The organism is Variovorax sp. GW821-FHT09B05 (genome assembly GCF_059418265.1).
Genome location: NZ_JBWKPN010000002.1, coordinates 477733 through 490429, shown reverse-complemented (window position 1 = coordinate 490429; position 12697 = coordinate 477733). Strand labels below are relative to the sequence as shown.

Annotated in this window: 12 protein-coding genes; 6 read left to right on the top strand and 6 right to left on the bottom strand. The window is 70.8% G+C overall.

The genetic code is table 11. The annotated features are described in order from the left end of the window. Positions 1–2 precede the first annotated feature (2 nt). Complete coding sequence (locus AC07RM_RS07175; protein ID WP_495334019.1) at positions 3–989, top strand: hypothetical protein; 987 nt, start codon at positions 3–5, stop codon at positions 987–989. A gap of 19 nt (positions 990–1008) precedes the next feature. Here the strand turns inward: AC07RM_RS07175 and AC07RM_RS07170 are convergent, their stop codons facing one another. The 4 genes from AC07RM_RS07170 to AC07RM_RS07155 all read right to left on the bottom strand — a co-directional run bounded on the left by AC07RM_RS07170 (position 1009) and on the right by AC07RM_RS07155 (position 3904). Beyond that, the gene (locus AC07RM_RS07170; protein WP_431512691.1) at positions 1009–1566 is read right to left on the bottom strand and encodes an NADPH-dependent FMN reductase; all 558 of its coding nucleotides are present in this window, start codon (positions 1564–1566) and stop codon (positions 1009–1011) included. Positions 1567–1627: 61 nt separating this feature from the next. Continuing rightward, entirely contained in the window at positions 1628–2359 is a 732-nt protein-coding gene (locus AC07RM_RS07165) for an amino acid ABC transporter permease (protein WP_495334017.1), read from the bottom strand. Next, complete coding sequence (locus AC07RM_RS07160; protein WP_395347598.1) at positions 2356–3057, bottom strand: amino acid ABC transporter permease; 702 nt, start codon at positions 3055–3057, stop codon at positions 2356–2358. Before AC07RM_RS07160 ends, AC07RM_RS07165 begins: the two co-directional genes overlap by 4 nt. A gap of 13 nt (positions 3058–3070) precedes the next feature. After that, complete coding sequence (locus AC07RM_RS07155) at positions 3071–3904, bottom strand: ABC transporter substrate-binding protein (RefSeq protein WP_208513939.1); 834 nt, start codon at positions 3902–3904, stop codon at positions 3071–3073. Between the two features lie 197 nt (positions 3905–4101). Here AC07RM_RS07155 and AC07RM_RS07150 point away from each other — a divergent pair, with 197 nt between their 5' ends. The 3 genes from AC07RM_RS07150 to AC07RM_RS07140 all read left to right on the top strand — a co-directional run bounded on the left by AC07RM_RS07150 (position 4102) and on the right by AC07RM_RS07140 (position 7320). Beyond that, on the top strand, positions 4102–5085 hold the full coding sequence (locus AC07RM_RS07150; RefSeq protein WP_495334014.1) for an aliphatic sulfonate ABC transporter substrate-binding protein: 984 nt from the start codon (positions 4102–4104) through the stop codon (positions 5083–5085). A 13-nt stretch (positions 5086–5098) separates the two neighbouring features. Further along, positions 5099–6313 (top strand): N-methyl-L-tryptophan oxidase, encoded by a 1215-nt coding sequence (solA, locus tag AC07RM_RS07145; RefSeq protein ID WP_495334012.1) that lies wholly within the window; start codon positions 5099–5101, stop codon positions 6311–6313. A gap of 65 nt (positions 6314–6378) precedes the next feature. After that, positions 6379–7320 carry a ketopantoate reductase family protein gene (locus tag AC07RM_RS07140; protein ID WP_495334010.1) on the top strand — a complete coding sequence of 314 codons (942 nt, stop codon included), beginning with the start codon at positions 6379–6381 and terminating at the stop codon, positions 7318–7320. Positions 7321–7477: 157 nt separating this feature from the next. Here AC07RM_RS07140 and AC07RM_RS07135 read toward each other — a convergent pair whose 3' ends face one another. Next, a complete protein-coding gene (locus tag AC07RM_RS07135) occupies positions 7478–8836 on the bottom strand; it encodes an NAD(P)/FAD-dependent oxidoreductase (protein ID WP_495334008.1) in 1359 nt (452 codons plus the stop codon). A gap of 107 nt (positions 8837–8943) precedes the next feature. On the opposite strand from AC07RM_RS07135, the gene AC07RM_RS07130 reads away from it, so the two are divergent. After that, the gene (locus AC07RM_RS07130; protein ID WP_495334006.1) at positions 8944–9798 is read left to right on the top strand and encodes an AraC family transcriptional regulator; all 855 of its coding nucleotides are present in this window, start codon (positions 8944–8946) and stop codon (positions 9796–9798) included. A gap of 20 nt (positions 9799–9818) precedes the next feature. Next, complete coding sequence (locus tag AC07RM_RS07125) at positions 9819–10814, top strand: alpha/beta hydrolase family protein (protein ID WP_495334004.1); 996 nt, start codon at positions 9819–9821, stop codon at positions 10812–10814. On the opposite strand, the gene AC07RM_RS07120 is transcribed toward AC07RM_RS07125, so the two are convergent. Next, entirely contained in the window at positions 10811–12691 is a 1881-nt protein-coding gene (locus AC07RM_RS07120) for a family 2A encapsulin nanocompartment cargo protein cysteine desulfurase (protein WP_495334170.1), read from the bottom strand. The two genes, AC07RM_RS07125 and AC07RM_RS07120, sit on opposite strands and share 4 nt — an antisense overlap. Positions 12692–12697: the final 6 nt, after the last annotated feature.

Genomic DNA, 12697 nt, shown 5'->3' with positions numbered 1-12697 from the left:
CCATGAACGAAGCCCTGTTGCTGAGCGCCGCGCTGCTGATCGGCGGCCCGCGCACCGAGATCCCGCCCGAGCAGGTGCTGCCGCGCTTCGAGGCCCAGTGCGTCGACGGCCGCTGGAACGCCGCCTGCCCCGGCCTGCGCACCGAACTCGAACTCTCGCTCTACGGCGAACTGCAGATGCTGCAGTCGCGCGGCGAGATCGACCGCGAGGTGCTGCGCAGCGCCGCGCGCGCCCGCTTCCCCATGCTGGCCGAGATGGGCCTGCGCAGGCTGGGCAAGATCGGCTCGCCCGAGGACCGCGAGGCGGTGCTGGCCGCGCTCGACCACACCTCGCCCGGCGTGCGGGCGATCGCGCGCCAGATGCTCGAGGTGCAGGACGACCGCTTCCGCAAGGGCCTGGCACCGTGGATGCGCGCCGGCCAGCGCAACGGCTTCGGCGCGCTGGTGCCCGACGAGCAGCCCGATGCCACGCGGCTGGGCCTGGCCAGCGCCGTCGGCGCGAAGGACGCGGCCACGCTGCGCTGGCGCCCGTTCGCGAGCGACGCGCGCGAAGGCCGCGCGGTCTTCACCACGCGGCTGTCGCCCGAGCAGGTGCTGCAGCTGGTGGCCAAGGGCCAGAAGACCTTCGACGGCTCGCAGGTGCCGGGCCGCAAGCAGCAGGACGCGGCGATGAAGTCGATGGATTCGATGCGGCAGGAGCTGCAGGCCGCGGCGGCACGCGGCGACCTCAAGGCGCTGCAGGAACTCTCGCAGCGCGTGAACCAGCAGATGCAGGCGGTGGCGCCGCCGCCCGGCGCGGCCTCGCTGCGCGCGGTGGCCGAGTTCGCCGCCGCGCCGGCGCAGGTGCGCTACGTGCAGTTGAACGCGCCCTTGCCGCCGAGGATCGACAAGGACGGCAAGGCGGGCAAGGTCGCCACCCGGCCGGTCACGGCCGCCGTGGCCCGCGACGAGGCCTTCGGCGGCGAGACCGTGCTGGTGATCCTCTATTGAACCCGCGTGCGGACCGTGCTCAGGCCGCCTTGTGGCTCTTGATCCAGCCCACGTACTTGTCCATCCAGCCCTGCAGGAACTTCTTCGAGGCTTCGTTGCCGATGTGGCCCTTGTCGTCGAACAGGTCGTCCTTGGTCTGCAGGAACACCTCGGGCGCGCCGAGCGTGGGCACGTCGAGGTAGGCCAGCACGTTGCGCAGGTGCTGCTGCGCCAGCGCGGTGCCGATGGCGCCGACCGAGATGCCGACCACGCCGGCCGGCTTGCCGGCCCAGGCGCTCTGGCCGTAGGGGCGCGAGGCATGGTCGATCGCGTTCTTCAGCACGCCGGGCACCGAGCGGTTGTATTCGGGCGTGACGAACAGCAGGCCGTCGGCCGCCGCGATCTCGGTCTTCAGGCGCTTGACCGACGCCGCCTGGTTGCCGTCGTCGTCCTGGTTGTACAGCGGCAGGTCGTCGATGCGCACGTGCTCGAAGGTGAAGTCCTCGGGCGCCAGCTTGGCCAGCGCGAGCGCCAGTTTCTGGTTGAACGAGTCCTTGCGCAGGCTGCCGACGATGACGGCGATCCGGGTCTGGGCCATGGGTGAAGCTCCTTGGATGAGAGAGTCGTAGTGAAGAAGGGCGTCGAAATGACGCTGGCGATTATGCGAAGCGTTCAAGACCTTTTCCGGAAAAGTTCTTGGCCTCGGCGCCATCGGCACGCGCCCGCCGCAGCCACGCGTTCGCCAGCCGGTCGAGCCCGCTGCACAGCAGCCAGTAGATCGCGCCCACCAGCATGAAGATCTCGGCCGGATAGACCATGGTGCGCGCATTCACCTGCGCGGCCACGAACGACAGCTCGCCCACGCCGACGATGTAGGCCAGCGAGCTGTCCTTCACCAGCGTGACCCACTGGTTGACGAACGAGGGCAGCATCATGCGCAGCGCCTGCGGCAGCACGATGACACGCAGCGTGCCCCAGCGCGTGAGCCCGAGCGACAGGCCCGCCGCCCATTGCCCGGCCCCCACGCCGCGGATGCCCGCGTGCACCGCGTGCGCGAGGTAGGCGCCGCCCACCAGCGACAGCGCGCACATCACCGACAGCACGCCCGGCACGCTGACGCCGAAGGCGAAGGGCAGCAGGAAGTAGGTCCAGAAGATCAGCATCAGCACCGGGATCGCGCGCAGGAAGCCCAGCACCAGCACCAGCAGCGCCTTGAGGCCGCCGCGCGCCGTGGCGAGCCCGATGCCCCCGGCCAGCCCCAGCAGCGCCGAGGCGACGGCCGAGCCGGCGCTCAGCAGCAGCGTGAGCGCGGCGCCGCCCGGCGGCCCCTGTGGAAAGGCGCCCCACAGCAGGTACGGCAGGCTGTCCCACAGCGTCTCGAACACCGTCATGCCGCCCTCGCCTGCCGCCGCGCGGCCCAGGCCGCCAGCAGCTCGATCGCGCCGATGGTCGCGATGTAGAGCAAGGTCGCGATGCCGAAGGCCTGGAAGGTCTTGAAGGTCTCGGCCTCCACCTGCCGCGAGGCATAGGACAGCTCGACCAGCCCGACCGCCATCGCGAGCGAGGTGTTCTTGACGATGTTCATGTACTGCCCCAGCAGCGGCGGCAGCGCGATGCGCAGCGCCTGCGGCAGCACCACCTGCGCCAGTACCTGGGCGCGCGTGAAGCCCAGCGCCGACGCGGCCAGCGTCTGGCCCACGGGCACGCCGCGGATGCCCGAGCGGATGTCCTCGCCCACGTAGGCGGCCGCGTAGAGCGTGAGCCCGACCAGCGCCGACAGCAGCTCGAAGGACAGCACGTGGCCCGCGTAGAGCCATTCGCGCGCGGCCTCGGGCAACACCGAGGGCGCGCCGAAGTACCAGAAGAAGAGCTGCACCAGCAGCGGCGTGTTGCGAAACAGCGAGACGTAGGCCGCGGTGGCGCGCCGCAGCGCGGGCCGGTCCGAGGAACGGCCGGCCGCGACCGCCACGCCCAGCACCGTGGCCCCGGCCACCACCAGCAGCGAGCTCCACATCGTCGTCAGCCAGCCGTCGAGCAGCCAGCCCAGGTAGCGCGGCGCGAGCAGCTGCTCGCGCAGGAGATCGATCAAGGCCGTGGCGCCTTCAGCGCGCCGCCACGCGCTGGTCGCCGATCTTCAGCAGGCGCGGCAGCGGCGCCTTGCTGTTCGGGCCGAACCAGGTGTCGTAGATCGCCAGCGCGCGGCCGTTCTTCTCGCTCTCGGCCAGCCAGGTGTTGAGCGCCTCGAGCAGCCGGGTCTCGCCCTTGGGCACGGCCGCGCCCAGGTACTCCTTCGAGACCGTGATCGCGGGGATCTCGTACTTCTCCTTGTCGGGCAGCGCATTCCACTGCGCCGTGAGCTTCACGCCGTCGTTGGTGATGGCCTGCACGTTGCCGTTGCGCAGCGCGGCCAGCGCGAACGGCGAGTCGTCGTAGAGCACGACCTTGGCCTCGGGGTAGTTCTTGCGCAGGTTCGATTCCATCGTCGTGCCCTTCTCGGTGCCGATGCGGATCTCGTTGATCTGCGCCACGTCCTTCAGCAGTCCCTTCTTCGCGAGGAACTGCTGGCCGACCAGGAAGTACGGTGTGGTGAAGTCCACCGCCTTGGCGCGCTCGTCGGTGATGGTGAAGCTTGCGAACACCACGTCGGCCTTGCCCGAGGTCAGCAGCGGGATGCGGTTGGCCGGGTTGGTCGGCACCAGCTCGATCTTCACGCCCAGGCTCTTGGCGAACTCGGTCGCGAGGTCGATGTCGTGGCCGACCTGCTTCTTGCTGGCCGGGTCGATGTAGCCGAACGGCGGGTTGCCGTCGAAGGCGGCCACGCGCAGGACGCCGGCCTTCCTGACGTCGTCGAGCCGGTCGGCCCAGGCGGCGCCGGACAGGGTGAAGGAGCCGATGGCCAGCGCCAGGCTCGAGAGAATGAAAGTGCTGCGGGTCATGCCTGCTCTTCGGAATGAAAAGCCGCGACTCTAGGCAGCGCGCGCGCCGCGTCCAACGAAGCAATTTCCGCTTGCATATGCCCCGCGGAGTTGCGCATGAGCTCATGCGAAAAGCTTCGTCGCGCGATGCGCGCGCGGCCCCTAGAGTCGCCGGCCTCCACGCTCACTTCTCCCACCGCGCCGCGCGCGGCATCGCCATGAACACTCCCCGTTTGTCCTCATCCGCTCTCTCGCGGCGCCTCGTGCTTCGCGCCGGCGCCGGTGCCGCCTTCGCCGCGGCCGCCACGCCGTTGTTCGCACAGACCCGTGCCAAGACCCTGCGCATCGGCTACCAGAAGTTCAACACGCTCAACATCCTCAAGGGCACGGGCCGGCTCGAGCAGGCGCTCGCGCCCGCGGGCGTGAAGGTGGAATGGGCCGAGTTCCTCGGCGGCGCGCAGCTGTCGGAGGCGCTGGCCGCCGGCGCCATCGATTTCGGCCATGCCTCCGACGGCATCGGCGTGTTCCAGCAGGCCAGCGGCAAGGGCCTGGTTTACCTCGCGGCCGAGAGCCCCTACCCCGGCGGCGTCGGCTTCCTCGTGCCGCGCGACTCGCCGATCCGTTCCGTGCGCGACCTCAAGGGCAAGAAGGTGGTCACGGGCCGCGGCTACAACACGCAGTACGTGCTGATCCGCGCACTCGAGGCCGCGGGCCTGCGCTACGAGGACATCGAGCCGGTCTACATCGTCACCGCCTCCGACGCGGTGGCGGCCTACCAGTCGGGCAGCGTGGCGGCCATCGGCCTGTGGGACCCGTTCCTGGCCGGCGCGCAGCAGGCCACCGAATCGCGCCTGCTGTTCGACGGCACCGGCCTCAGCGGCAACCGCACCTACCACTTCGCGCAGCCCGAGTTCGCGCGCGCCAATGCCGATCTGCTGCGCACCGTGTTCGCCGAGCTGCGCAAGACCAACGACTGGGCCCAGGCCCATCCCGCCGAGGTGGTGGCCACGCTCGCGCCGCAGCTCAAGGTCGAGCCCAAGGTGCTGGCGCTCGCGACCGAACGGCGTCAATATGGCGTGGTCGCGCTCACACCGGCCATCGCCCGCGAACAGCAGGGCCTGGCCGACGTGTTCGCGCAGCTCAAGCTCATTCCCAAACCGATCGAGGTGAAGGACGCCTTCCTGGACCTGAACCTCGTCTGACACCGCTGCCCTCTTGACTTCAAGCTCCCACCACGACGTCATCGTCATCGGCCTCGGCGCCCTCGGTGCCGCCACGCTCCACCAGCTCTCGCAACGCGGCGCGCGCGTGCTCGGCATCGACCAGTTCGCGCCACCGCACGAGCTCGGCTCCTCGCACGGCGATTCGCGCATCACGCGGCTCGCGATCGGCGAAGGCGACGAGTGCGTGCCCTTCGTGCAGCGCTCGCACGCCATCTGGCGCGAACTCGAGGCGCGCACCGGCCGCTCGCTGATGACCACCACCGGCGGCCTGGTGCTGGCACCCCAGGGCCGCGTGGCCGAGCACCACGGCAAGCCCGACTTCGTGCGCCGCACCATCGCCTGCGCCGAGCGCTTCGGCATCGCGCACGAGGTGCTCGACGCGGCCGGCATCCGCGCGCGCTTTCCTCAATTCCAGCTGCAGGGCGACGAGATCGGCTACCACGAGCGCGAGGCCGGCTTCGTGCGGCCCGAGGCGGCGATCGAGGTCCAACTCGCGGTGGCGCGCGCCTCGGGCGCGCAGGTGCGCACCGGCGAGAAGGTGCTGGCCGTCGAGCCCGTGGGCAACGGCGACACCGTGCGCGTGCGCACCGAAACAGCGAGCTTCGAGGCCGGGCGCGTCGTGGTCGCGGCCGGCGCCTGGCTGCCCGAATTCCTCGGCCGGCAGGCGCGCGCCGACTGGCAGCGCGACTTCTCGGTGCACCGCCAGGTCATGCACTGGTTCGACACCGGCGCGGCCGCCGCCGACTTCGCGCCCGGCCGCTTCCCGGTCTTCATCTGGATGTTCGGCGACGGGCCCGAGGACTACATGTACGGCTTTCCGTCCTCCGACCCCGCGCAGCCCGCGCTCAAGGTCGCGACCGAGCAGTACGTGGAAGCCACCACGCCCGACGCCATCGACCGCAGCGTGCGGCCCGAGGAAAGCGCCGCGATGTTCCGCGAGCGCGTGGCCGGACGCTTCCCGCAGATCGAGGGCCGCGCCCTCAAGGCCCGCGCCTGCATGTACACCGTGACGCCCGACCGCCGCTTCGTCATCGACGCGCTCGACGGCCTGCCCGGCGTGCTGGTGGTCTCGGCCTGCTCGGGCCATGGCTTCAAGCACTCGGCCGGGCTCGGCGATGCCATCGCCGATCATGTGCTGGGGCGCGCGAGCACGCTCGACCTGTCGCCCTTTGCCCGCCAGCGGCTGCTGGAGAAGCCGGTGGCGTAGAGCAGCCTTGCGCGTTCTTCGGCATCATCGCCGCCGGTTCTTTGTCTGATTCAGGAGCAAGCGCGATGAGATTTCTGGTGGTGGGTGCCGGCGCACTCGGTGGTTATTTCGGTGGCCGCCTGCTGGCGGCGGGACGCGACGTCACTTTCCTGCTGCGCGCGCGGCGCGCGGCGCAGATCGCGGCCACCGGCCTCGTGATCCAGAGCCCGCAGGGCAACCTCCACATTCCCTCGCCGCCCCACGTGTCGGCCGAGAACATCGGCGGCCCCTACGACGTGGTCGTGGTCGGCAGCAAGGCCTACGACCTGGCCTCGACCATGGACTCGTTCGCGCCCGCCGTCGGCCCCGAGACGATGATCCTGCCGCTGCTCAACGGCATGCAGCACATCGACGCCCTGGTCGAGCGCTTCGGCGAGGCGCGCGTGCTTGGCGGCCTGTGCCTGATCTCGGCCACGCTCGACGACGAGGGCCGGGTGCTGCACCTCAACGATTCGCACGGCCTCACCTACGGCGACCGCGCCGGCGGCATCCCGCCGCGCATCCAGGCGATCCAGCAGCAGTTCGAGGGCGCCGGCTTCGAGGCCAAGGCCAGCGACAACGTCTTGCAGGACATGTGGGAGAAGTGGGTCTTCATCGCCTCGATCGCCGGCCTCACCAGCCTGATGCGCGGCGCCATCGGCGACGTGGTCGCCGCGGGCGGCCAGGACGTGGCGCTGGCCCTGTTCGACGAATGCGCCGCCATCGCCGCGCACAACGGCTTCGCGGTGCGCCCCGGCGCCGTCGAGCGCGGCCATGCCTTCATGACCGCGGCCGGCTCGCCGATCACCGCTTCGATGTACAAGGACCTCGCGCGCGGCGGCGCCGTCGAGGCCGACCACATCCTCGGCGACCTGCTGAGCCGCGCACCGCAGCCGGCGCCCGCCGTGCCCTCGGTGCTGCGCATCGCCTACGTGCACCTCAAGGCCTACGAGGTGCAGCGCGCCCGCGCGCAGGGCGCGGCGAGCTGAGCCTCTGGCCGGCGCACGCCAAGTATCTATTCACGAATCTATTCAGCTTCCCGGGTTTCCCCAGCGAAAACCCGGGTGAAGCCGCGCGATTCATCTATTCACCTTGCTATTCACGGGGCCGCCCCGCTGAATGGCAAAGGCGAGCGCGACCGCCCTGTCAATCCGACTTGAGGATCGTCTCCCCCTTCAACATCCCCATGTCCTGGATGTTGACGCGGTGCCGCTTCCACCCGGCCCAGGTGCGGCGCGGATGCATCGCCGAGATGAAGTAGTACAGCACCTTGAACATGCCCAGCGCGCGCCAGAACGGCGTGCCGCGGTAGATGTCGCCGGCCAGCAGCGACATCAGGCCCTCCTTCACGCGGAAGGGATTGCCCGGGTACATGAACATCTCGCGGATCGTCGGATTGGTCACGCGGTAGATGAACCACGAGTACTCGCGCGGGCCCTTGCGCATCATGGCCTCGAAGTCGGCGCGCGCGCCCGCGTACTCCATCGGGCGGTCCAGCGCCTTGGCCACGGCCTCGGCGCCGTCGAAGGCGCTGTGCATCGCGAGGTAGACGCCCGAGGAGAACATCGGGTCGATGAAGGCGAAGGCATCGCCCAGCAGCAGGTAGCGGTCGCCGGTGGCATGGGTGCTGGCGTACGAGAAATTGCCGGTGGCGTGCACGGCGTCGTCGACCAGCTCGGCGTCCTTCAGGCGCTCGACCAGCACCGGGCACAGCGCGATGGTGTCGTAGAAGAAGTCCTTGAGCGGCTTCTCGCGCGACTTCAGGTAGTAGGGCCAGCAGACCGCGCCCACGCTGGTGGTGCCGTCGGCCAGCGGGATGAACCAGAACCAGCCGTGCGGGAACCAGCAGATGCTGATGTTGCCTTCCTTGCGGCCCTCGAGCCGCTTGGCATTGCGGAAATGGCCGAACAGCGCGGTGCTGTTGTGCTCGGGGTTCTTCTCCTTGCAGCGGAACTGGTTGGCCAGCAGGGTGTCGCGGCCGGTCGCATCGACCACGAAGCGCGCGCGCCAGCTGCGGCGCTCGCCGTCGTCCATCTGCGTGCGCACCGTGGCGCCGTCGGCGTCGAAGCTCACGTCGCGCACCCGGCAGCCCTCGATCGCCTCGGCACCGCGCGCCGCGGCGTTGCGGAACAGCAGCTCGTCGAGCTCCGAGCGGCGCACCTGCCAGGCCGAGTCGAGCGACTTGTCCCAGCCCTCGGCGAAGTCGACGTAGCTGCGGTGCTCGTGCTCGGGCGAGACGAACTCGATGCCGAACTTCGGCATGCCGATCTTCTCGACCTGGTCGCGCACGCCGAGCTTGTCGAACAGCTCGACATTGGCCGGCAGCAGCGATTCGCCGATGTGGAAGCGCGGGTGCTGCGCCTTCTCGAGCAGCACCACCTTGCGGCCCTGCTGGGCGAGCAGCGCGGCCACGGTGGAACCGGCGGGGCCGCCGCCCACGACGAGCACGTCGCAGGATTCGTCGGTGACCGAGAATGCGGGAGTGGAAACGGGAGGCTGGGACATGCGAGGGACAGGCTACGTTGTCGACGACCGCAAAGCATAGCCTGTGCGTCGCGGACTCCGCAAAGTCGGCTAAGCGGCCGCCGCCGCCCGGCGGCACACTGCGGGGCATGACCGCCCCCCGCGCCGAACACGACTACCGCGAACGCGTGGCGCGCGCCGTCGCGGCCATCGTGGCCGACCCGATGGCGAACCACCGGCTCGAGGACCTCGCGGCGCTCGCGCATTTCTCGCCCTTCCACTTCCACCGCATCTACCAGAGCGTCGCGGGCGAGACCGTGGCCGCCACGGTGCGGCGCGTGCGGCTCGCCATGGCCACGCGGCTGCTGGTGCGCGGCGGCCAGAGCATCACGGACGTGGCGCTGGCCGTGGGCTACGAGAGCCCGCAGGCCTTCACGCGCGCCTTCGGCCAGTTCACCGGGCAATCGCCGAGCGAATTCCAGCAGCAGATGCACGCGGTGGTGCTCGACGCGATGCCCGTGGCGCGGGACCGGAGCGACGAGGCGCCGCCCGCCGTGCGGATCGTCGAGCGCCCGGCGCAGCCGGTGCATGCGCTGCGCCACCACGGGCCGGCCTCCACCATCCCGCACACGCACCGGCGGCTGCGCGCCCGGCTGGGCCCGCGCCGCGTATCGGGCTGGTTCGGCATCTCCTGCGGCAATCCAGAGGCGCGGCCGGATTTCCGCTACTACGTGGCGGCGGCCTCGCCCGATCCCTGGCCGGCCGGCGACACCGAGATCGAGGCCTTCGACATGCCGGGCGGCCTCTACGCGGTGCACACCCTTGCGGGCCCCTACTCGCGCATCAACGCCGCCGTCTACGCGCTTCATGCACGCTGGCTGCCCGGCAGCGGCTACGAGCCCGACGACCGGCCCACGCTCGAGCACTACCTGAACTCGCCGCGCCAGGTCGCGCCGGCGGCGCTGCGCACCGACCTGCTGATTCCGATCCGTCCCGCCGGCTGATCCCGGTCTTCACTGCCGCCATGAACCTGCTTCGCTTCCTTCTTCCCCTCGCGCTCGGCCTGGGGGCGGCCTGCGCCCAGGCCGCGGGCTTCAGCACCCTCGAGATACCGGCCGATGCCGATGGCCCGGCGCTGCGCGGCGCGGTATGGACGCCCTGCGCCGCGCCCGACGGCCAGGTCCAGCTCGAGCGCGCCACGCTGCCCGGCGTGCGCGACTGCCCGATCGCCGGCGACCGGCTGCCGCTGGTGGTGCTGTCGCATGGCTACGGCGGCTCCTTCCTCGGTCACCACGACACGGCCGAGGCGCTCGCGAACGCGGGCTTCGTGGTCGCCGCGATCAACCACTCGGACGACAACTTCCGCATCCGCGGCGGCCCCGAGGACAGCATCGTGGCGCTCGCGACGCGCACCACCGACATCCGCCGCCTGGTCGACCACATGCTCGCGCGCTGGCCCGCGCATGCGCAGCTCGCGGCCGGCAAGGTCGGCTTCTACGGCTTCTCGCGCGGCGGCTACACGGGCCTGGCGCTGATCGGCGCGCGGCCCGATTTCGAGAAGCTGCCACCGCTGCCCGGCTCGCCCTGCAGCGCGGCGCCGCAGGGCCCGGCCTGCACGGCCATGCGGCAGCGCTTTCGCGCGCTGCTCGCGGCACCGCTGGCGCACGACGAACGCATCCGGGCCGCGGTGATCGCCGATCCGCTCAGCATGCTGTTCGATGCCGAGAGCCTGAAACAGGTGAAGGTGCCGGTGCAGCTCTGGGCCTCGGCATACGGGGGCGATGGCGTCACGCCCGACAACGTGGCGGCCGTGCGGCGCAACCTGCCGACGGCCCCGGACTGGCGCGTGGCCGACAAGGCCGGCCATTTCGGCTTTCTCGCGCCCTGCTCCGCCGCGCAGCTCGCGGCGAATCCGGAGATCTGCCGCGACGGCCCGGACTTCGACCGCACGGCCTTCCATGCGGCCTTCAACGCCGAGGTGCTGGCCTTCTTCAGACAGCACCTCGGGTCGTCGAACTAACCCGCGCGCCGCTGGCCCGCGAGCCTTCTCACCACCGCCACGAGCCGGTCGATCTCGTCGAAGGTGTTGTAGAAGGCCAGCGAGGGCCGCACCGTGGTCTCGACACCGAAGCGGCGCAGGATCGGCTGCGCGCAATGGTGGCCCGTGCGCACCGCGATGCCTTCCTCGTTGAGCGCCTGGCCCACCTCCTCGGTGCTGTAGCCGTCGAGCACGAAGGACATCACGCTGGCCTTGTCGGCCGCGGTGCCGATCAGCCGCACGCCGGGAATCGCGCCGAGCTGCGCCATGCCGTAGACCAGCAGGTCGTGCTCGTAGCGCGCGATGTTCTCGATGCCGACCTTGTTGACGTAATCGATCGCCGCGCCCAGGCCCACCGCGTCGGCGATGTTGCCGGTGCCGGCCTCGAACTTGTTCGGGATCGGCTGGAACACGGTCTTCTCGAAGGTCACGTCGGCGATCATGTTGCCGCCGCCCTGCCACGGGGGCATGTCCTCGAGCACCTCGCGCTTGCCCCACACCACGCCGATGCCGGTCGGGCCGAACACCTTGTGGCCCGAGAACACGAAGAAGTCGGCGCCGATGTCCTGCACGTCCACGCGCATGTGCGAGACCGACTGCGCGCCGTCGACCAGTGCCCTAGCGCCCGCGCGGTGCGCGAGTTCCACGATCTGCTTCACCGGCACCACGGTGCCGAGCGCGTTCGAGACCTGGGTGACGGCGACGATCTTCGTGCGGTCGTTGAGCAGCTTGCGGTACTCGTCGAGCAGCACCTGGCCCGAGTCGTCGACCGGGATCACGCGCAGCTTCGCGCCCTTGGCGGCGGCGAGCTGCTGCCACGGCACGATGTTGGCGTGGTGCTCGAGGTTCGAGACGATGATCTCGTCGCCCTCGCCCACGTGCTGGCCGCCCCAGCTCTTGGCCACCAGGTTGATGGCCTCGGTGGTGCCGCGCACGAAGATCACTTCCTCCACCTCGGGCGCGTTGATGAACCTGCGCACGCGCTCCCGCGCGCCTTCGTAGGCGTCGGTGGCGCGCGCGGCCAGCTCGTGCGCCGCGCGGTGGATGTTCGAGTTCTCGTGCGCGTAGAAGTAGGCGATGCGGTCGATCACCGACTGCGGCTTGTGCGTGGTGGCCGCGTTGTCGAACCACACGAGCTGTCTGCCCTTCACGCGCTCCTGCAGGATCGGGAAGTCGCGCCGCACGGCGTTGACGTCGAACGGCGGATGCTGGCCGCTGCCGGCCAGCGGCACCGCCTCGGGTCCGCGCGGATCGGCCTTGGCCGGCGTGACGAAGCCGCTGGGCAACCGCACCGCGTCGACGAAGTAGAACTGCGCGTCGCGGCCATTGGCTGGTGCCGAGGGCACGGACGGCGCCACGGCGGGCTCGCGCGACACGGCCAGCGCCGCGAGGTCGGCGAAGGGATCGTGCACCGCGAAGCCGCCGGCACCGGCCGGCTGGCCATGGTTGCCGCCGAGGAAGTAGTACGGCGAGGCGGCGCTCGATGCGGCCTGCGAAGGCTGCACCGGCGGCACGCCGAGCACGTGGCCGCCCGAGCGCGGCTCGAAGGCCGGCGCCACCGACAGCAGGGTGTCGGGCACGCCGTTGCCGGCCACCGCATGCGGCAGCAGCGCGGGCGCGCGGTTCGCGAGCGAAGGCAGTTGCGTGGGCGAGGCCGGCAGCAGGTTGGTGCCCGGCACCTGCCCCTGCGGGATCGGCGTGCCCGGCACGCTGGGCCCGAAGCCGGCCGGGCTCACGAGCGGCGAACCCGGCGGCGCGATGTTGGCGGGGAACTGCGCGCCCGGCACCAGCCCGCTGGCGGCACCCGGTAGCGAAGCCGGCGGCGTGCCCGGCAGCGCCGCGAACATCGCGCTCGCCATGCGCGC